This is a genomic window from Bradyrhizobium sp. BWC-3-1 (assembly GCF_032917965.1).
Taxonomy (GTDB): Bacteria; Pseudomonadota; Alphaproteobacteria; order Rhizobiales; family Xanthobacteraceae; genus Bradyrhizobium; species Bradyrhizobium canariense_D.
In genome coordinates, this window is the sequence record NZ_CP136625.1 from 915,168 (window position 1) to 933,513 (window position 18,346).

At 64.8% G+C, this 18,346-nt stretch carries 20 protein-coding genes; 12 read left to right on the forward strand and 8 right to left on the reverse strand.

Annotated features, from left to right (window positions below):
• Positions 1-213 precede the first annotated feature (213 nt).
• The 5 genes from RX329_RS04450 to RX329_RS04470 form a co-directional block, all read right to left on the reverse strand.
• Complete coding sequence (locus RX329_RS04450; protein WP_018453227.1) at positions 214-843, reverse strand: general stress protein; 630 nt, start codon at positions 841-843, stop codon at positions 214-216.
• A gap of 12 nt (positions 844-855) precedes the next feature.
• Complete coding sequence (locus RX329_RS04455) at positions 856-1,176, reverse strand: hypothetical protein (RefSeq protein WP_026232489.1); 321 nt, start codon at positions 1,174-1,176, stop codon at positions 856-858.
• A 179-nt stretch (positions 1,177-1,355) separates the two neighbouring features.
• On the reverse strand, positions 1,356-2,864 hold the full coding sequence (locus RX329_RS04460; protein ID WP_085350753.1) for an acyl-CoA synthetase: 1,509 nt from the start codon (positions 2,862-2,864) through the stop codon (positions 1,356-1,358).
• A 22-nt stretch (positions 2,865-2,886) separates the two neighbouring features.
• A complete protein-coding gene (locus tag RX329_RS04465) occupies positions 2,887-4,071 on the reverse strand; it encodes an ABC transporter substrate-binding protein (protein WP_085350752.1) in 1,185 nt (394 codons plus the stop codon).
• Positions 4,072-4,104: 33 nt separating this feature from the next.
• Positions 4,105-5,079, reverse strand: a complete 975-nt coding sequence (locus tag RX329_RS04470; protein ID WP_018453231.1) for an NAD(P)H-dependent flavin oxidoreductase — start codon at positions 5,077-5,079, stop codon at positions 4,105-4,107.
• 177 nt (positions 5,080-5,256) lie between these two features.
• Between RX329_RS04470 and RX329_RS04475 the strand changes: the two genes are divergently transcribed.
• Positions 5,257-6,144: a LysR family transcriptional regulator gene (locus RX329_RS04475; RefSeq protein WP_018453232.1), complete on the forward strand. Its 888-nt coding sequence runs from the start codon at positions 5,257-5,259 to the stop codon at positions 6,142-6,144.
• A gap of 98 nt (positions 6,145-6,242) precedes the next feature.
• Here the strand turns inward: RX329_RS04475 and RX329_RS04480 are convergent, their stop codons facing one another.
• Positions 6,243-6,896 carry a DNA-3-methyladenine glycosylase family protein gene (locus RX329_RS04480; RefSeq protein ID WP_085361089.1) on the reverse strand — a complete coding sequence of 218 codons (654 nt, stop codon included), beginning with the start codon at positions 6,894-6,896 and terminating at the stop codon, positions 6,243-6,245.
• Between the two features lie 223 nt (positions 6,897-7,119).
• Between RX329_RS04480 and gluQRS the strand changes: the two genes are divergently transcribed.
• Both gluQRS and RX329_RS04490 read left to right on the forward strand, forming a co-directional pair.
• Positions 7,120-7,992 carry a tRNA glutamyl-Q(34) synthetase GluQRS gene (gene gluQRS, locus RX329_RS04485; RefSeq protein ID WP_085361180.1) on the forward strand — a complete coding sequence of 291 codons (873 nt, stop codon included), beginning with the start codon at positions 7,120-7,122 and terminating at the stop codon, positions 7,990-7,992.
• A 104-nt stretch (positions 7,993-8,096) separates the two neighbouring features.
• Entirely contained in the window at positions 8,097-9,398 is a 1,302-nt protein-coding gene (locus RX329_RS04490) for an ATP-binding protein (RefSeq protein WP_085361088.1), read from the forward strand.
• Here RX329_RS04490 and RX329_RS04495 read toward each other — a convergent pair.
• Positions 9,325-10,218, reverse strand: coding sequence for a YihY/virulence factor BrkB family protein (locus RX329_RS04495; protein ID WP_026232492.1), 894 nt, complete (start codon positions 10,216-10,218; stop codon positions 9,325-9,327). The two genes, RX329_RS04490 and RX329_RS04495, sit on opposite strands and share 74 nt — an antisense overlap.
• Positions 10,219-10,422: 204 nt before the next feature.
• Between RX329_RS04495 and RX329_RS04500 the strand changes: the two genes are divergently transcribed.
• From RX329_RS04500 to RX329_RS04525, 6 genes are all read left to right on the forward strand, one after another.
• Positions 10,423-10,617 (forward strand): twin transmembrane helix small protein, encoded by a 195-nt coding sequence (locus RX329_RS04500; protein ID WP_018453237.1) that lies wholly within the window; start codon positions 10,423-10,425, stop codon positions 10,615-10,617.
• A 1-nt stretch (position 10,618) separates the two neighbouring features.
• Positions 10,619-11,191, forward strand: coding sequence for a cob(I)yrinic acid a,c-diamide adenosyltransferase (locus RX329_RS04505; protein WP_085350747.1), 573 nt, complete (start codon positions 10,619-10,621; stop codon positions 11,189-11,191).
• A gap of 124 nt (positions 11,192-11,315) precedes the next feature.
• Positions 11,316-12,065 carry an electron transfer flavoprotein subunit beta/FixA family protein gene (locus RX329_RS04510; RefSeq protein WP_085350746.1) on the forward strand — a complete coding sequence of 250 codons (750 nt, stop codon included), beginning with the start codon at positions 11,316-11,318 and terminating at the stop codon, positions 12,063-12,065.
• Positions 12,065-13,009, forward strand: coding sequence for an electron transfer flavoprotein subunit alpha/FixB family protein (locus tag RX329_RS04515; RefSeq protein WP_085350745.1), 945 nt, complete (start codon positions 12,065-12,067; stop codon positions 13,007-13,009). The genes RX329_RS04510 and RX329_RS04515 overlap by 1 nt, the downstream gene beginning before the upstream one ends.
• Before the next feature lie 192 nt (positions 13,010-13,201).
• Entirely contained in the window at positions 13,202-14,083 is an 882-nt protein-coding gene (locus RX329_RS04520; protein WP_085361189.1) for a 3-hydroxybutyryl-CoA dehydrogenase, read from the forward strand.
• Positions 14,084-14,231: 148 nt separating this feature from the next.
• Positions 14,232-14,426 (forward strand): hypothetical protein, encoded by a 195-nt coding sequence (locus RX329_RS04525; RefSeq protein ID WP_007615312.1) that lies wholly within the window; start codon positions 14,232-14,234, stop codon positions 14,424-14,426.
• Between the two features lie 11 nt (positions 14,427-14,437).
• On the opposite strand, the gene tlpA is transcribed toward RX329_RS04525, so the two are convergent.
• A complete protein-coding gene (tlpA, locus tag RX329_RS04530; RefSeq protein ID WP_026232493.1) occupies positions 14,438-15,127 on the reverse strand; it encodes a thiol:disulfide interchange protein TlpA in 690 nt (229 codons plus the stop codon).
• Positions 15,128-15,233: 106 nt separating this feature from the next.
• Here tlpA and argH point away from each other — a divergent pair, with 106 nt between their 5' ends.
• The 3 genes from argH to lysA all read left to right on the forward strand — a co-directional run bounded on the left by argH (position 15,234) and on the right by lysA (position 18,305).
• Positions 15,234-16,631 (forward strand): argininosuccinate lyase, encoded by a 1,398-nt coding sequence (gene argH / locus RX329_RS04535; RefSeq protein ID WP_018453243.1) that lies wholly within the window; start codon positions 15,234-15,236, stop codon positions 16,629-16,631.
• Between the two features lie 94 nt (positions 16,632-16,725).
• Complete coding sequence (lptM, locus tag RX329_RS04540) at positions 16,726-17,016, forward strand: LPS translocon maturation chaperone LptM (protein ID WP_007615309.1); 291 nt, start codon at positions 16,726-16,728, stop codon at positions 17,014-17,016.
• Between the two features lie 23 nt (positions 17,017-17,039).
• Entirely contained in the window at positions 17,040-18,305 is a 1,266-nt protein-coding gene (gene lysA, locus RX329_RS04545; protein ID WP_085361190.1) for a diaminopimelate decarboxylase, read from the forward strand.
• The last annotated feature ends 41 nt before the right edge of the window (positions 18,306-18,346 follow it).

Sequence of the window (18,346 nt, forward strand, 5' to 3'; positions counted from 1 at the left end):
CGAAAGCTATACTGTTTCGCAGACGGCCAATAGCCGATTACCCGAGCAGTGAGAACATGTGGCCCTGCTTCAGCGGAATGCGCTCGTTGAGAGAGACCTGCGGCACCCTCGTGGTGTTCGAGGAGGGGCACGCGAAAGAGGCTCCACCTTGGTGGAGCCTCCCTCGCGCTCTTGGGATTCACAGCCGCTGGCGTGGCGGCGAGCGGAACATCCCTACCTCACCCGCGTGCCGGCGCCGTACAGCTCACGCTCACGGCCGACATCGTCGGGTGACAACGGCGGGCTTGCGGCATCGAAGCCGTTCCAGCCGGATTTTTGCCAGGCGGCGCTCCGTTCCTGCAGGTTCACGGCCTTCTCGTGCAGAAGGGCATCGAGACGTGTGCTGTCCTGGTCGGGTACCCGCGCCGATACCAGCGTTCCGCCGCGACGGACGCCCTCCGCGTAGCGCGACGCATCATCCTTGGAGACGCCGGCTTCGGTCAGCGCGCCAACGATGCCGCCCGTCGCCGCGCCGGCCGCGGCACCAACTGCGGTCGAAGCCAGCCATCCGGCGGCAACCACCGGTCCGAGTCCCGGAATGGCCAGCAGGCCGAGTCCGGCAAGCAGGCCGGCCGCGCTTCCGAGGCCTGCGCCGATGCCGGCACCCGTGCCGGCACCTTCGGCGCGATCGTCGACGCCGTCGCGATCACGGTCAACCTTGCCGGTGGAGGAGCCGTACCAGTTATCGGAATTGTTCGCGACGATGCTGATGTCGGAGTGCGGCACGCCCGCGGCCTCCAGACGCCTGACCGCACGTTCCGCATCCGAATAGGTGTCATAGAGTCGAGAAATAGTGGTCGTCATGTTTCATCCTCCTTACTTGGCGGGGTTCACGTTGCCCTGGAAATCGACGCTCACGTCCGCCTTGGTCCCGGCCTTGTCGGCCTTGCCGCGCCAGACGCCGTTGTCGTCCTTTTGCAGTCCGGAAACATTGGAATAACCCGCGCCCTCGATCTTCGACTTCGCCTGGCCCTCGGTGAAGCTGTTGCGGCCCGCGACCGGTGCGTTGGAGTTGTTGTGATCAGAGCTGTTGACGGCGTTGTTGCCCGGCCCGCTCTGCGCAGGCTGTGACTGTGCACTGACAGGCGCTGATCCGAGCAGCAGCAGAGCTGCGGCGAGCATGGTGAGACGAGACATTTTTTATTCTCCGGCTGTTGATTGTGCCGGTCGACAACAGGCGAGATTCGAATTGGTTGCTCTTCCATTTGCGACGGAAGCGCGCGTCTTCAATCTGCCGAATATTGGAGAGGCGCAGGAACGATTGCCACTCGTTCCCGTTTATGCGGTCCGGCACTCTCGGACGGCGTTGCCTGTCCTCACATCGTCCAATAGGGCTCCCGCAGCTTGCGCTTGAAAATCTTTCCCGTGGCCTCGCGCGGCAGCGCGTCACGGAATTCGACGTCCTTTGGCACCTTGAAATTGGCAAGCCGCCCGCGCAGGAACGATCGGACGGCGTCGGCCGAGAGCTCGGCATCCGATTCAGGCTCGACAAAGGCGCACAGCCGTTCGCCGAATTCCGCGTCGGGGATGCCGAACACGGCACAGTCGCGCACGCCGGGCATTCCGATCAGCACGTTCTCGATCTCGGCGGGATAGATGTTGACGCCGCCGGAGATCACCATGTCGCGCTTGCGATCGCACAGGAACAGATAGCCGTCCGCGTCGAGGTAACCGACGTCGCCGACGCTGACCAGGCCGTCACGGCCGGCTTCGGCCCTTGCCTGCGACCTGCCGTGATAGTCGAAATCGGGCACTGACGTCTGGCGCATGTAGATTTCGCCGACTTCGTTTGCACCGCACGGGCTGCCGTCATCGCGGAAGATCCTGACGATGCCGCCTTCGATGGGGCGGCCGACCGTGCCAGGCTTCTTCAGTGCTTCCTCGGCCGAGTGCCACACCGGGATCCCGGTCTCGGTGGAGCCGAAATATTCGTTGATGACCGGTCCCCACCAGTCGATCATGGCGCGCTTGACGTCCGGCGGGCAGGGGGCGGCGCCGTGCACGACGAAACGCAGCGACGACAGGTCGTAGCGCTGCCTGACCGCTTCGGGCAACCGCAGCAGCCGGACGAACATGGTCGGTACCATGTGAATGTGCGTGACGCGGTGGCGCTCGATCAGCGCCAGCAGCTCCTCGGCATCGAACCGCGCCTGGAGGATGATGGTGCAAGCGCTGCGGAACGCCAGCATGCCGTAGGAATGCGGCGCCGAGTGATACATCGGGCCGTTGATCAGCACGATTTGGTCTTCCCGCGGCTTGATGCCATAGGCGATCCCGCCCACGCGTTCGGAGGCGGCCGCCTGTTCGGGCTGCATCGGCATGCGCCGCACGCCCTTCGGCATGCCCGTGGTGCCGGATGTATAAATCATCGCTGCGGCCCGCCGCGGCGGCTCCTGCGCTTGCGGATGGTCGTCGCGCCAGCGGTCCCAATCGGTCAGTCCCACCGGGATCTCGGTCAGTTCCCCAGGGATCGAAAAGGTCGCTGCGAGTTCGGGCGGCGTCGCGACGACCAGGAGAAGGACATCCGCCGGTACGCCGTCACGGATCTGCGGCAGCAAATCCGCGTGGCAGACCAGGATCTTCGCCCCGCTGTCGGCCAGGATGTAACGGACCTCCTCGGCCTTCAAATGCCAGTTGATCGGCACCACCGGACTGCCCAGCGCGGCCGAGGCCGCAACCACCTCGAACAGAGCGAAATCGTTGCGCAGCATCATCGCGACCGGCGCGGCCTCGGCAAGCCCCAGGGCGCGGAAGCCGCTCATCGCCCGCCTGATCCGAGCCCGGATGTCGTCATAGCTGATCTGGCGTTCGCCGCTGATGATCATGGCGTCTCCTCATCCCGCTCGTCTAGCGATCATCCAGCACGTCGCCGAAGCCGACCCAGCTCTTGCCATTGAAGCGCCGGAGCTGAAGCTGCTGGAACGGCAGATAGTCGTCGGGGCCGGTCGTAACCGCCATTCCCGGCAGCAGCAGCGGCAGCTTCACATCCTTCAACGAGGCCGCCTGGCGCATGATGTTGTCGCGGCTGATATCATCCTTGCACCCCTTCAGCACCGTCATCAGCAGCGTGGCATAGTGATAGCCCGCGGCGTAGTTGGAGTTGGAGAGGTCCGCGGCCGGCATGTAGCGCTTCATGAAGGCGAAGTATTCCTTCACGCCGGGATCGTCGACCCATTGCGGGTCCATCGTGTCCTTCTGATTGCTCGACGAGATCAGGCCGACCGCGTTGTCGAGCCCTGCCGGTTCCAGGAAAGAGATCGACGACGCCGAGGTCGGCACGAAGAACAGCTCCGGCTTCCAGCCGATCTCGGCCACGCCCTTGACCATTTGCGAGGTGAACTTGCCGAGCACGACGCCGAACAGCACGTTGGCGCCCGAGGCCTTCAAGGTCGAGAGTTGCGAGCTGATCGTCGGCGCGCTGGTCTCGTAGCTCGCTTCCGCGATGATCATGCTTGCGGCCTTAGGCCCGAGCGCTCGCTTGAAGCCGGCGACATAGTCGCGGCCGAAATCGTCGTTCTGCGAGAGGATCGCGATCCTGGCGTCGGGCTTGGCCTGCAAAATGTATTTGGCATAGACCACGCCCTCGGATTCGTAGGCCGCCATGCCCGGCATGGTCCACGGGTTCTTCTGCGGATCGGCCCATTTGGTGGCGCCGGAGAGCACGAACAGCTGCGGCACTTTCTTGGCGTTGAGATAGCGCTGCACGGCGCTGTTGGTGGCGGTGCCGAGCGAGCCGAACATCATCAGCACCTCTTCTTGCTCCACCAGCTTGCGGGTCTGCTCGACGGTCTTCGGCGGCGAATAGGCGTCGTCCAGCGTGATGAACTTGACCTTGCGGCCGTTGATGCCGCCTTCGGCATTGACCTTCTCGAAGAACGCTTCCTGCGTCCGTCCGATCGCGCCGAAGCCGGAGGCCGGGCCGCTGTAGGGCAGGGTCTGCCCGATGCGGATCTCGTCGCTGCCTTCGGCATGGGCGCTGCCGCCGGCCAGCATCAGCAACGACATCCCGATCAGTGCGGCTGCCAGCTTCATGGTGTCCTCCCGTTTTATTGTCGGTCCGAGACGTCAGGCGCTGACGCGCATCAGGAAATCCTGTCGGGCCTGGTCGAATTCCCGTTTCATCCGGTCGACGAGCTCGGCGACCGGCGGCGCGTCGGCGATCTGGCCGATACCCTGGCCCGAGCCCCAGATGTCGCGCCACGCCTTGGACTTCATGTTGCCGCCGGAGCCGAAATTCATCTTCGTCTTGTCGGCCGCCGGCAGATTGTCCGGATCGAGCCCGGCCGCGGCGATCGAAGGCCCGAGATAGTTGCCGTGCACGCCGGTGAAGAGGTTGGTGTAGACGATGTCATGCGCGGTGTGCTGCGTCAGCGCCGACTTGTAGGCTTCGTCAGCGTTGGCTTCCTTCGTCGCGATGAAGCGCGTGCCCATATAGGCGAGGTCGGCGCCCAGCGTCAGCGCGGAGGCGATCGCGAAGCCGTCGCTGATTGCGCCCGACAGCAGGATCGCACCGTCGAACCATTGTTTGACCTCGCGTACCAGTGCGAAAGGCGAGAGCGTTCCTGCATGTCCTCCAGCGCCGGCGCAGACCAGGATCAGACCGTCGACGCCCTGCTCGGCGGCCTTGCGCGCGTGCTTGACGTTGATGACGTCGTGGAACACGAGGCCGCCGTACGAGTGTGCGGCCTCGACGAGCTCGGCGGGCGGTCGCAGCGAGGTGATGATGATGGGCGCCCTGTGCTTCACACAGGTCTCCATGTCCTTCATCAGCCGGTCGTTGGAGGCGTGGCAGATCTGGTTGACGGCGTAGGGTGCGACCTTCTTGCCGGGATTGCGCGACTTGTATTCGCCGAGTTCGTCCTCGATGCGGCTCAGCCATTCGTCGAGCTTTTCCACCGGACGGGCATTGAGTGCCGGAAACGAGCCGACCACGCCGGCCTTGCACTGGGCGATCACCAGCTCAGGGCCGGAGACGAGGAAGAGCGGCGAGCCGACCACGGGCAGCTCGAGCGAATCCTTCAAGAGAGCGGGCAGCGCCATGATGTCCTCCCGGAAACGCAGCCCGCCGGCAGGCGGATGACGAGGCGTTTCCTTCTTTGATTGTCGCGGGCGAGTTGCCGCCCATGTTTCATTTGACGTCATTATAGGGGTTGGAGTGGGGCCTCTTATCGTTCAATATTGAACGGACGACTATTCAGATTTGAACAGAGGCCGCTCATGGACTGGGACCTTTGCAAGACCTTCCTCGCGGTCGCCGATACCGGCAGCTTCACCGGCGCGGCGCGCCGGCTGCACAGCAGCCATCCCACCGTCAGCCGCAAGATTGCGGCGCTGGAAGCCCAGCTCGGCACCAGGCTGGTGGCGCGTGCCGCCGACGGCCTTGCGCTGACGGCGGATGGACGGACGCTGCGCGAGCACGCCGAGGTAATGGCGGCGGCCGCGCTGCGGGCGGAGACGGCAGTCTCGGCCGGAGGGCATAAGGCGCGCGGGACCGTCAAGCTATCGATCGGCGCAACGCTGGCCTCGCATTGGCTGATGCCGCGCCTGCCTGCGTTCCTGCGCGCGCACGATCACGTCCAGCTCGAGATCATCACCCATCCGTTTCCGGCGAGCGTGCGCCGGCGCGAGGCGGACGTGGTGTTGCGGCCCTTCGACAGCGGCGAGGAAAATCTGGTCGGCCGCAAGATCGGCCGTCTCGGCACGGGATTCTACGCCTCGCGCGGCTACGCCGGCGGGCGGTCCTTGCCGGAACGGCGCGGCGAGTGGAAGGGGCACAGCGTCATCGGTTTCGCCGATCAGACCTCCAATCTCCAGCTTGCGCGCTGGAGCGACGTCGTCACGCGTCAGGCCTGGGTGGTGATGCGCTGCTCGTCCCAGGGCGACATGCTGGCGGCGGTCCGCGCCGGACTCGGAATCTCCGCCCTGTCGTGCTTTGTCGCGGAAAGCTATCCCGATCTTGTGCGTGTCGCGCCGCAGAAGCTCGCCAGCGTGGCGGACCTGTGGCTGCTCGCCCATCCCGACCTCGTCGAACTGCCGGCGGTGCGGGCCGTCATCGACTTCGTCGCCGATTGCGCCCGGACCGATCGCGTCGGGCTGCGGGGCTAGAGCGTGTTCGAGCGAAGTGGACACCGGTTCGCGTCAAGAAAACGCGTCAAAACAAAACACTAGAGCCCCGTTCCGATTCCATCGGAACGGAACTAGCTCTAGGTTGATCCCGCGATGACGCCTTCGCGTTTTTTCACCGCGCGATAATAGCTCCACCACAGATGTGCCGCCGCTCCGCGCAGGGGGCGCCAGGGTTCGGCGAGCGGCGCCATCTGCTTCTCCGTTGGCCGCGCCTGCAAGCCGAGCCCGATGCGGATGCCTTCCTGCACGGCGAGGTCGCCGGCCGGCCAGGCGTCGCCATGGCCGAGGCAGAACAGCAGATAGACGTCCGCGGTCCAGGGTCCGATGCCGGGCAGTGCGATCAACGTGTGATGCGCGGCATCAGCGTCTTCTTCCGCGAGCACGTCGAGGTTCAGCCGTTCTGCGGTGATCTCGCGCGCGAGATGTTTCAGCGTCTTGATCTTGGCGGCGGACAGGCCGAGCCGCCCCAGCCGGTCGGTGCGGGCGCGGCGGACAGCCTCGTGGTCGAACGGATCGAACGCGGCGGACAACCGTCCCCAGATCGCCGCGGCGCTCGCAGTCGAGAGCTGTTGCCCGCAGACGATGTGGGCAAGCCCCGCAAAACCCGGCTCGCGCCGCCGCAACGCCGGCATGCCGGCAGTCGCCAGCACTGGCTTCAGGCGCGGATCGCGCTTGACCAGCGCGTGGACGGCCTCTTCGAGATCGGATTGGGTTTCGAGGTGGATGGTCATGGCAATCGTCAACTCTCTCCGGCGTCATGGCCGGGCTTCCGCCCGGCCATCCACGTCTTTCCAACGTGCATCATTGTTAGCACGGCTGGTGATCATCGCATTCTCGGGGACCTTGACACGATCGGTGCGCCGCTCCGAAGAACGTGGATGGCCGGGACACAGGCGAGCGGAAGCGACGCCATCCGTCTAGACGGCTATGCCCGGCCATGATGAGTTCCGAAGCATGTCGCCACCCGTTTTCCGATTTGCCCCCAGCCCGAATGGCTACCTGCATCTCGGCCACGCTTATTCCGCGCTGCTCAATTCCGACCGCGCGCGCGAGACCGGTGGGCGGCTGTTGCTGCGGATCGAGGACATCGACGCGACGCGTTGCCGGCCGGAATATGAGACAGCGATCTACGAAGACCTCGCCTGGCTCGGCATCGCCTGGGAGACGCCGGTGCGGCGGCAGTCGGAGCATCTCGATGCGTATCGGACGGCGCTGGACAGGCTCTCGGCGCTCGGCCTGGTCTATCCAGCCTTCGAAAGCCGCGCCGAGATCGCAAGGCTGGTTAAGGCGCGTGAAGCGGATGGGCCGTGGCCGCGCGATCCCGACGGCGTGCCGCTCTATCCCGGCGCCGCCAGATCGCTGTCCGCGGACGAGCGCGACCGCCTCATCGACACCGGTGCGCCTTACGCGCTTCGGCTCGACATGGCAGCCGCCTGCCGCCGCGCTGTGGGCCTGAGCTGGAACGAACTGGGCGAGGGGCCGGATGGTGAGCGTGGCGTCGTCCCGGCGCGGCCAGAAGCCTGGGGCGACGTCATTGTGGCCCGCAAGAAGACGCCGACGAGCTACCATCTGTCCGTTGTTGTCGACGATGCGCTCCAGGACATCAGCGAGATCGTGCGGGGCCAGGACCTGTTCCACGCCACTTCGGTCCACCGTCTGCTTCAGGTTCTGCTCCACCTGCCCGAACCCGTCTACCGCCACCATGGGCTACTTCGCGACGAGCGCGGCCGGAAGCTGTCGAAATCAACCAGCTCGACCGGCCTTCGTGAACTGCGCGCCGGCGGCGCCACGCCGGCCGGTATCCGCCGGTTGGTGGGATTAGGTTAAGTTTCTCTGGGGGTTAGCCAAACGGCGCCGTGACTCCGGGTGTTCCGCCGTGCCATGCTCGGCTGACAGCGCGGGGTTCGAAGGGGATACTTCGAAGGGGAGTTATGGCGGCGAAAACGCGCGCAGCGCGCACTACGCGGACGTCCAAGCGAGTGGCTCGGAAGCGCTCCGGGCCGACCGCCCGGTTGCGCAAGCGCAGCACCAAGCGGGTCGAGCCGGACGTCGTCCAGGCCGCGCTTGCCGCCTTTGCCCATGAGGTCCGCACCCCCCTGACCGGCATTCTCGCGATCAGCGACTTGCTCGCGACTTCGGATCTCGGCGAACGGGAAAGACGCTGGGCCGACACGATCAAGGCCGGTGCCGAGCATCTGGCGAACCTTGCCACCCTGTTCGTCGATGCCGCCAGAACCGGCAAGGGGACCGGCAAGGGCATCGGAGGTGGAAGCTCGCTGCGGCAGGATTTGTTCGACCTGCGGACCCTCGCCCGCAACGCCGGCGATTCGCTGGCCGGTCGCGCCGCGGCCAAGGGTCTCCAGGCCGAGGTCGATATCTCGGAGAAGCTGCCGGGGCTGGTGGTCGGTGATCCCGTCCGCCTGCGCGCCGCGCTCGAGAACCTGATCGACAATGCCGTGAAATTCACCGAGCACGGCGGCGTGGCGCTCACGGTCGCGCCTTGGCGTTCCGTCAAGAGCAAGGACAAGACCAAGAGCAAAGGCAAAGCAAAGGGCAAAGGCAGCGTCGGTGTCGCCTTCGCGGTGTCCGACAGCGGCATCGGCCTCACCATGGCCGAGATCAAACGGCTGTTCCGACCGTTTACCCAAGCCAATGTCACCATTGCCTCGCGCTTCGGCGGCGCCGGACTGGGCCTGTCGTCGGTGAAGCAACTGGCGCGCGCGATGGGCGGCGACATCACGGTCGCGCCTCGGCCCGGCGGTGGCGCCACCTTCACATTGACGGTGTCGGTGTGTGCCACGGGATCGGGCAAGTCCCGCAAGTCGAAGGGCGAAGCCGAGATGGATGCGGTTCCGGCGCTGCGCTTGCTCAGCGTCGAGGACAATCCGTTCGGCCGCGTTGTGCTCAACACCATCCTGACCGAACTCGGTCATCATGCCGAGTTCATCGGGCGCGGCGAGGACGCGGTGAACCGGCTCGCGCAGGGCGCCTTCGACGCGGTGCTGATGGATATGGTGCTGCCGGGCATCAATGGCGTCGAGGCGATCAGGCGGATCCGCACCATGGCGACGCCGCTGGCTCAGATCCCCATCATCGGGGTGTCAGGTCGGGGCGAAGATGAAGTCGCCTCACGCGAGGCCGGCGCCGACGCCTTTCTGGTCAAGCCTGTGTCTCCGCGGGCGCTAGCGACTGCGCTGCTTGCAGCGACACGCCGTGAGGAAGCCGCGACTTGATGATCGCGGCGTTGAGCTCGCCGCCGTAAACGAAGATCGCGGCGATGAAATACAGGAACACCAGCGCGATGATCACCGAGGCGAGCCCCGCATACATCGTCACGTAATTATTGGCGAAGCGCGCCAGATATTGCCCGAACACGATGCCCGAGATCAGCGACGCCACGATGGTGAAGACGATGCCGGGCAGGATCTGGAGGAACCGGCGCCGTCCCGCCGGCAGCCAGGTATGCAGGATCATCAGCGCCACCACCAACGCGCCAACGGTGATGCCATAGCGCAGCCAGGTGAGGATCCTCTCGTTGGATTCAACGAACAGCGGGATGTGCGCACGCGCGGCCTCGATGAGCAGCGGCCCGAGCACGATCAGGAATGCCATGGCGAGCGCGGTGAAGGCCGCAATCAGCGTGTAGGCGATCGATTCCAGCCGTAGCCAGTACCAGGGCCGCATCTCCACGACCGCATAGGCGCGGTTCAGTGCGACCCGCAGCGCCTCGACGCCGTTGGAGGCGAAGTAGACCGACAGCACCGCGCCGATGGTGAATAGGCCGGTGCGGGTCGTGGTCAGCACGTCGTGGACTTCCCCCGAGATCGAATCCGCGACCTGCTTGGGCCAGACCTGGAGCATGAGGCTCGCAGCCTGATCGGCGAGTTCCTTGGAGCCGAAGAAGCCGGCGAGCGATGTCAGGACGATCAGGAACGGGAATAGCGCCATCAGCGTCGACAGCGCGATGTGGCTCGCGATCGCCCAGCCGTCATCGGCGAGGAACGTGTAGAACGCGTCCATTACGACAAGGTAGATGGTGCGGATTGCCTTCACGCACCACCTGCACTGCTGTTGCTGCTTCCGCTTCCCGCGCGCGGGAAACGCATTCCGACCTCTCCCCGCAGGCGGGGATAGGTCAAGAGGATAGGCAATTGGCGCAAATCCAGATTCATCCAGCTAGCTTCTGATATTATTGGCTTAAAAGCCAGATCGGGAACGCCATGGCGGACCGGCGCGGAGGGTGTTATTTACCCTCGAATGGCATCTCTCCTGAGTACTTTCATCCTGCCGATTGCGGTCGGCGCCGTGGCGTTGGTGCTGCTGCTCGGTCTCATCAACATGATGCGCGGCGGCTCGCCCAACACCTCGCAGAAGCTGATGCGCTGGCGCGTGCTGCTTCAGTTCGTGGCGATCGTCATCGCGATGGCCGCCGTGTGGGCGATGGGGCGTTAACATGGTCGTGCTCAACCGCATCTATACGAAAACCGGTGACGACGGCACGACAGCGCTCGGCTCGGGCGAGCGCCGGCCGAAATACGATCTGCGCATCGAGGCCTATGGGACGGTCGACGAGACCAATGCTGCGATCGGCGTGGTCCGGCTTCACACCGGGGATGCGCCCGAGCTCGACGCGATGCTTGGCCGCATCCAGAACGATCTGTTCGACCTCGGCGCGGACCTCGCGGTGCCCGAACGTGAGGGCAAGGCGGAGCGGCTGCGGGTGGTGGCAAGCCAGGTCGAGCGGCTCGAGCGCGACATCGACGCGCTCAACGACAAGCTGGCACCCCTGACCTCCTTCGTGCTGCCGGGCGGCACGCCAGCCGCGGCCTACCTCCATGTCGCCCGTACGATTTGCCGCAGAGCGGAACGCGTGATGGTGGAACTGGCGGCCCGGCCGGACGAACCTGTTGGTGCCGCTGGCATCCAGTATATGAACCGCCTGTCGGACTTCCTGTTCGTGGCCAGCCGCGCGGCCAACGATGACGGCGCCGGCGACGTGCTCTGGGTTCCGGGCCAGAATCGCTGACCCATTGGGCCGCGCATTTCTGGGCGCCAAAATTAGACCCCTTCGCGCGTTGACCGGGCCGGATCAGGCCTTTAGGTTCCGCGCCAGTTGATAAACCCCTCCCAGATTGAGTGAAAGAGGATCGATGAAGGTCTTGGTGCCGGTAAAGCGGGTGGTCGATTACAACGTCAAGGTCCGCGTCAAGAGCGATGGATCGGGTGTTGAACTCGCCAACGTCAAAATGTCGATGAACCCGTTCGACGAAATTGCGGTCGAAGAAGCGCTGCGCCTGAAGGAAGCCGGCAAGGCGACCGAAGTCGTGGTGGTCTCGATCGGACCGGCGCAGGCGTCGGAAACGATCCGCACCGGTCTCGCCATGGGCGCCGATCGCGGCATCCTGGTGAAGGCCGAGGGTGCGGTCGAGCCGCTCGCGGTCGCCAAGATCCTGAAGAAGATTGCGGACGAAGAGCAGCCGGGCCTCATCATTCTCGGCAAGCAGGCGATCGACGACGACAGCAATCAGACCGGCCAGATGCTGGCCGCGCTGCTCGGCTGGTCGCAGGCGACCTTCGCCTCGAAGCTCGAGGTCGAAGGCAGCGACTTCAAGGTCACCCGCGAAGTCGACGGCGGCTTGCAGACCGTGAAGCTGAAGGGACCGGCGATCGTCACCACCGATCTCCGTCTCAACGAGCCGCGCTACGCCTCGCTGCCGAACATCATGAAGGCCAAAAAGAAGCCGATTGCGGACAAGACTGCCGCCGATTATGGCATCGATCTCACCGCGCGCCTCGAGGTTCTCAAGACGACCGAGCCGGCGGGCCGCAAGGCGGGCGTCAAGGTCAAGGACGTCGCCGAGCTGGTGTCGAAACTCAAGAACGAAGCCGGGGTGCTCTGATGACGACGCTTCTGATTGCCGAACACGACAATGCGTCGCTCAAGGATGCGACCAACAAGGCCCTGACCGCGGCGGCCGCGCTCGGCGCGGACGTCGAGGTTCTGGTGGCCGGCGAGAACGCCAAGGCCGCGGCGGACGCCGCCGCAAAGCTCGCCGGTGTGAAGAAGGTGCTACTCGCCGACGGCGCGCTTTACGCGCACGATCTGGCCGAGCCACTGGCCGCGCTGATCGTCTCGCTGGCGCCGTCCTATGACGCCATCGTCGCGCCCGCGACCTCGCGCTTCAAGAACGTGATGCCGCGCGTCGCGGCCCTGCTCGACGTCATGCAGGTCTCGGAGATCACCAAGGTGATCGCCCCCGACACCTATGAGCGCCCGATCTACGCCGGCAACGCCATCCAGACGGTGAAGTCGAAGGACGCCAAGAAGGTCATCACGGTGCGCACCTCCACCTTCGCCGCAGCGGGTGAAGGCGGCAGCGCGTCGGTCGAGAGCGTCGCGGCGGCGGCCGATCCGGGCCTGTCGTCCTTTGTCGGCGAGGAGGTCGCGAAGAGTGACCGTCCCGAGCTGACCTCGGCCAAGATCATCGTCTCCGGTGGCCGCGCCATGCAGAGCCGCGAGAACTTCGCAAAGTACATCGAGCCGCTCGCCGATAAACTTGGCGCCGGTGTCGGCGCTTCGCGTGCGGCGGTGGATGCGGGCTATGCGCCGAACGACTGGCAGGTCGGCCAGACCGGCAAGGTCGTGGCCCCCGAGCTCTATGTCGCGGTCGGCATTTCCGGCGCGATCCAGCATCTGGCCGGCATGAAGGACTCCAAAGTGATCGTCGCGATCAACAAGGACGAGGACGCGCCGATCTTCCAGGTCGCTGATTACGGCCTGGTCGCCGACCTCTACCAAGCGGTTCCGGAGCTGACGGCCGAACTCGGCAAGCTCGGCAAGTAAAACGCGCTAAACACCGGCCGGAGCTATAAACTCCGGCCGGTGTTGCTTTTTGAGGCGTTTTCTTTGGCGCGGGACACGCCTTCGAAGCGATCCAATCTAGGTTTCGAGGCCGGGTTCTGATTAAATCAGACCTCCCGGCTCAGGGGGATAGGCAGGCGCGGTTGATAGCGCGCCGTTCCGGTGGATGACATTATGGCGGCAGTAATCAAGAAGGTCGGCGTGATCGGCGCGGGGCAGATGGGCAATGGCATCGCGCATGTCGCTGCGTTGGCCGGCTTCGACGTGGTGCTCAACGATATTTCGACCGACCGCCTCAAGTCAGGCATGGCCACGATCAACGGCAATTTGACGCGCCAGGTCTCCAAGAAGGCCGTCAGCGAGGACGACAAAGCCAAGGCGATGGCGCGTATCGTAGCCGGCGAGAGGCTGGACGATCTCGCGGACTGCGATCTCGTGATCGAGACCGCCGTCGAGAAGGAAGAGGTCAAGCGCAAGATTTTTCACGATCTCTGCGCTGTGTTGAAGCCCGAGGCGATCGTCGCTTCCGATACTTCCTCGATCTCGATCACGCGGCTGGCCGCCGCCACTGACCGGCCCGAACGCTTCATCGGCATTCACTTTATGAATCCGGTGCCGTTGATGGAACTGGTGGAGTTGATCCGCGGCATCGCCACCGACGACCAGACCTTCGAGGCGTCAAAGGAATTCGTAGGCAAGCTCGGCAAACAGGTCGCGGTCTCCGAGGATTTCCCGGCCTTCATCGTCAACCGCATCCTGCTGCCGATGATCAACGAGGCGATTTACACGCTGTACGAAGGCGTGGGCAACGTCGAGGCGATCGACGCGGCGATGAAGCTCGGCGCGCACCATCCGATGGGCCCGCTGGAGCTCGCTGATTTCATCGGCCTCGATACCTGCCTGTCGATCATGCAGGTGCTGCATGAGGGCCTCGCCGACTCCAAGTACCGCCCGTGCCCGCTGCTGGTGAAATACGTCGAGGCGGGCTGGCTCGGTCGCAAGACCCAGCGCGGTTTTTACGACTACCGCGGCGCCAAGCCGATTCCGACGAGATAAGGGGTTTCGTGCCGGGACATTGCGCAGCGCGTTAGCGATACGCAGCAGAGCCGGGACACGGAGAAAGCCTACCTTACGGCGACTCGCGACAATTCATGTCCCGTTAACCGCCCGCCTCTAGGTTACCGCCGGTACGAGGGTTTGCGTAATGGACATGATGGCGATGGTCAGCAGCATGCTGGCCTCTCAGCAAGGCGCGCTGCAGTCGAATATCTCGGCGACGCTGATGAAGCAGAACGCGGATGCGGAGAAATCCACCGTCCTGACGCTGCTCGGCGCCGGACAGCCCTCGCTTGCCAATGTCGGCGCTGGCGTCGGCAGCAACCTCAACGTCACCGCCTAAAACATCATCAATTAGAACGACGCTGCGGCTTTGCCCGTCGCAGCCCGGATCAGCTTGAGCGCATCCTCGCTCGCCCATTCCGCCGGCCCCGCGATCGTCGCGATCTCGCAGCCTTGAGGATCGACCAGCACCGAGGTGGGCATGCCCAAGGCCCGGCCTATCGCCTTAAGATCCTGAAAAACCTTGGCTTTCTGATCGCTGAAATAGCCGAGCCTGATGAGATTGGCCTCTTTCAGAAACGTCTTGGGCTTCTCGGGGTCGCGGGTGTCGATATTGATCGCCACCACCTCGAAATTCGGGCCCGAAAGTTTGCCCTGGAGCTCGTCCAACGCCGGCATTTCCTTGCGGCAGGGCACGCACCAGGTGGCCCAGAGGTTCACCAGCAGCGTCTTGCCGCGGAAATCCGACAGCTTCTTCGGCCTGCCGTCGGCGTCCTCGAAGGCCAGGTCCGGCAGCTTTAGCGGTGCGGTCGCCATGGTCAGCGCCGCCACCTCGCCATGGGCAAGCGGCGCGATCTTCTGTGCGGTGTTCACCGCGGCCCGGCAGGCGGGATCGCCGGAGGGGGCCCGGCCCAGGCCCAGCCCGTACAGCGCGGCAAAGCCAGCCAGGCCCCCGACCACCACGGTGGCGATGACCACGGGGATACGGCGCGTGGCCGACCGTGCTGTCCTTTGGTCGAGCCTGTCGTTGGGGTCGAGCATATCGTTTGTCATCCGGTCGCAGATATGGCTATCAGAGGCCTCTTAATACGGCTGGCAGCCGTCAGCAAACGTGCGGCGGCCACAGGCAAGGCGTGAGCAGGGGATCATGAGCAACAAGATGTGGGGCGGCCGGTTCTCGGAACGTCCCGACGAGATCATGGAAGAGATCAACGTCTCCATCGACGTCGATCGTCACCTCTTTGCCCAGGACATTGCCGCGTCCAAGGCCCACGCCGCGATGCTGGCCGCGCAGGGCATCATCACGGACTCTGATGCGAAAAATATCGGCAAGGGTCTAGACACGATTTTGTCAGAGATCGGCAAGGGCGCCTTTGAATTCAAGCGCGCGCTCGAGGACATTCACATGAATGTCGAGAGCCGCCTGTCCGAGCTGATCGGCCCTGCCGCCGGCCGCTTGCACACCGCGCGCTCGCGTAACGACCAGGTCGCGACCGATTTCCGTCTCTATGTCCGCGATGTCCTCGATGAGACCGACGCCTCGCTCGCCGCGTTCCAGCAGGCGCTGGTCGAGCGCGCGCTGGAGCACGCCGGAACGGTCATGCCGGGCTTCACGCATCTGCAGACCGCGCAGCCGGTGACCTTCGGCCACCATCTGCTCGCCTATGTCGAGATGGCCGCGCGCGATCGCGGCCGTTTCCAGGACGCGCGCAAGCGGCTGAATGAGTCCCCGCTCGGAGCTGCAGCGCTCGCCGGTACCTCGTTCCCGATCGACCGTCACGCCACGGCGAAGGCGCTCGGTTTTGACCGTCCGATGGCGAACTCGCTCGATGCGGTCTCCGATCGCGACTTCGTGCTGGAGACGCTGTCGGCGGCCTCGATCTGCGCCGTGCACATGTCGCGCTTTGCCGAGGAGATCGTGATCTGGACCTCGCCGCTGGTCGGCATGATCCGCCTCAGCGACAAGTTCACCACGGGATCCTCGATCATGCCGCAGAAGCGCAATCCTGACGCCGCCGAGCTGGTGCGCGCCAAGACCGGCCGCGTCATCGGCGCGCTCAATGGGCTGCTGATCGTCATGAAGGGCCTGCCGCTCGCCTATCAAAAGGACATGCAAGAGGACAAGCAGGGCGCCATGGAAGGCTTCGCCGCGCTGTCGCTCGCGATCCGCGCCATGACCGGCATGGTCCGAGATCTCGTGCCTGATGAAGCGAAGATGAAGCTTGCTGCAGGCGAGGGCTACGCCACCGCGACCGATCTTGCCGACTGGCTGGTGCGGACGCTGAAGATGCCGTTCCGCGAGGCCCATCACGTCACCGGCCGCATCGTCGCGAAAGCCGCCGAGGGCGGCGTGGCGCTGCACGAGCTGCCGCTGAGGGAGATGCAGGCAATCGAAGCGAAGATCACGAAAGACGTGCTTGGCGTGCTCTCGGTCGAATCGTCGGTGAAGAGCCGGACCAGTTTCGGCGGTACCGCGCCGAAGAACGTGGCATCGCAGGCCAAGGCCTGGCTGAAGCGGCTGGAAAAAGAGCGAAAATTGGGCTGAGGGGCAAAATTTCGCTTATGTTTCATGGTCATCCGGGTCTCGCCAGAGCGCGCCAATCTCTGTATGGTGCGCCGCGCGTAGTGGGGATTTCGTCGTGACGTCAAAGTTTCGCCCGGCCGGCTCGGGGTGGGCCATCATTGTCTTGAGCCTGACGGCGCTCGCGCTTGCCGGCTGTGGCCGCAAGGGCCCGCTGGATCTGCCGCCGACCGCCTCCAGCGCGTCAACGGCCAACGTCGCGCCGCCGACCGATACCGAGACCGAAGCCCAGAAGACGCCGAGCGTGTTCAACCCCACCTATGGCGCGGACGCCGCACCGGCGGCGACCAAGGGCAGGAAGAAACCGTTTATCCTCGACCCGCTCCTGGACGAAAGACCCAGCCGATAGGCTGGGGCAACTGAGCCAACGCCATGAATCATTTTGACTATCGCAACGGCGTGCTGCACGCCGAGGCGGTGAACCTGTCCGAGCTGGCTGCAACCGTCGGCACGCCGTTCTATTGCTATTCGACCGCGACGCTCGAGCGGCACTATCGCGTTTTCACTGACGCCTTCGCGGGCGAGAAGGTGCTGGTCTGCTACGCCATGAAGGCAAATTCCAACCAGTCGGTGCTGCGCACGCTGGCCAGGCTCGGCGCCGGCGCGGACGTGGTGTCCGGCGGCGAATTGAAGCGCGCGCTGGCCGCCGGCATTCCAGCAAGCAAGATCCTGTTCTCCGGCGTCGGCAAGACGGAAGCCGAGCTGCGCGCTGCGCTGGCGGCCGACATCCTCTGCCTCAATGTCGAATCCGAGCCCGAGCTCGAGCTGCTGTCGCGCCTTGCGACCGAGACCGGGAAGACCGCGCGGATCTCGATCCGTGTCAATCCTGACGTCGATGCCGGCACGCATGCGAAGATTTCGACCGGCAAGTCCGAGAACAAGTTCGGCATCCCGATCGCGCATGCCCGCGAGGTCTATGCCCGCGCCGCGAAGCTGCCGGGCATCGAGGTCACAGGCACCGACGTGCATATCGGCAGCCAGATCACCGACCTCTCCAAGATGGAGATCGCGTTCCGCATCCTCTCCGAATTCGTGCAGACGCTGCGTGCCGACGGCCACAACATCTCGCATGTCGATTTCGGCGGCGGTCTCGGCATTCCCTATTACATGGACCGCGAGGCGCCGCCGGCGCCCGACGCCTATGCCGCGATGGTCAAGCGCGTCAGCCACAATCTCGGCTGCACGCTGATGTTCGAACCGGGCCGCCTGATCGTCGGCAATGCCGGCATCCTGGTCGCCAAGGTGATCTATGTGAAGCACGGTGACGGCAAGAATTTCGTCATCATCGACGCCGCCATGAACGATCTGATCCGCCCGACGCTGTACGAGGCCCATCACGACATTCTGCCGGTGACGCAGCCTGCGACGGGGGCCGCGACCATCATGGCCGACGTCGTCGGCCCGGTCTGCGAGACCGGCGACTATCTCGCACTCGATCGCACGCTACCGACGCCAAAGCCCGGCGACCTCATCGCCATCATGACCGCCGGCGCCTACGGCGCAGTGCAGGCCGGCACCTACAATACGCGGCCGCTGGTGCCCGAAGTGCTGGTGAAGGGCGACCAGTACGCGGTCGTGCGTCCGCGCATCGAGGTCGAGCAATTGATCGCGATGGATACGCCGGCGCCGTGGCTATGAGGCTGTGATTGTCCACGATGAGCGCAGCTAGCGCTGCGCCC

Excerpts from the sequence above, each read along its gene's own strand:
- RX329_RS04450 (WP_018453227.1), bottom strand. The coding sequence starts at position 843 with ATGACGACCACTATTTCTCGACTCTATGACACCTATTCGGATGCGGAA.
- RX329_RS04455 (WP_026232489.1), bottom strand. The coding sequence starts at position 1,176 with ATGTCTCGTCTCACCATGCTCGCCGCAGCTCTGCTGCTGCTCGGATCA.
- RX329_RS04460 (WP_085350753.1), bottom strand. The coding sequence starts at position 2,864 with ATGATCATCAGCGGCGAACGCCAGATCAGCTATGACGACATCCGGGCT.
- RX329_RS04465 (WP_085350752.1), bottom strand. The coding sequence starts at position 4,071 with ATGAAGCTGGCAGCCGCACTGATCGGGATGTCGTTGCTGATGCTGGCC.
- RX329_RS04470 (WP_018453231.1), bottom strand. The coding sequence starts at position 5,079 with ATGGCGCTGCCCGCTCTCTTGAAGGATTCGCTCGAGCTGCCCGTGGTC.
- RX329_RS04475 (WP_018453232.1), top strand. The coding sequence starts at position 5,257 with ATGGACTGGGACCTTTGCAAGACCTTCCTCGCGGTCGCCGATACCGGC.
- RX329_RS04480 (WP_085361089.1), bottom strand. The coding sequence starts at position 6,896 with ATGACCATCCACCTCGAAACCCAATCCGATCTCGAAGAGGCCGTCCAC.
- gluQRS (WP_085361180.1), top strand. The coding sequence starts at position 7,120 with ATGTCGCCACCCGTTTTCCGATTTGCCCCCAGCCCGAATGGCTACCTG.
- RX329_RS04490 (WP_085361088.1), top strand. The coding sequence starts at position 8,097 with ATGGCGGCGAAAACGCGCGCAGCGCGCACTACGCGGACGTCCAAGCGA.
- RX329_RS04500 (WP_018453237.1), top strand. The coding sequence starts at position 10,423 with ATGGCATCTCTCCTGAGTACTTTCATCCTGCCGATTGCGGTCGGCGCC.
- RX329_RS04505 (WP_085350747.1), top strand. The coding sequence starts at position 10,619 with ATGGTCGTGCTCAACCGCATCTATACGAAAACCGGTGACGACGGCACG.
- RX329_RS04510 (WP_085350746.1), top strand. The coding sequence starts at position 11,316 with ATGAAGGTCTTGGTGCCGGTAAAGCGGGTGGTCGATTACAACGTCAAG.
- RX329_RS04515 (WP_085350745.1), top strand. The coding sequence starts at position 12,065 with ATGACGACGCTTCTGATTGCCGAACACGACAATGCGTCGCTCAAGGAT.
- RX329_RS04520 (WP_085361189.1), top strand. The coding sequence starts at position 13,202 with ATGGCGGCAGTAATCAAGAAGGTCGGCGTGATCGGCGCGGGGCAGATG.
- RX329_RS04525 (WP_007615312.1), top strand. The coding sequence starts at position 14,232 with ATGGACATGATGGCGATGGTCAGCAGCATGCTGGCCTCTCAGCAAGGC.
- tlpA (WP_026232493.1), bottom strand. The coding sequence starts at position 15,127 with ATGCTCGACCCCAACGACAGGCTCGACCAAAGGACAGCACGGTCGGCC.
- argH (WP_018453243.1), top strand. The coding sequence starts at position 15,234 with ATGAGCAACAAGATGTGGGGCGGCCGGTTCTCGGAACGTCCCGACGAG.
- lysA (WP_085361190.1), top strand. The coding sequence starts at position 17,040 with ATGAATCATTTTGACTATCGCAACGGCGTGCTGCACGCCGAGGCGGTG.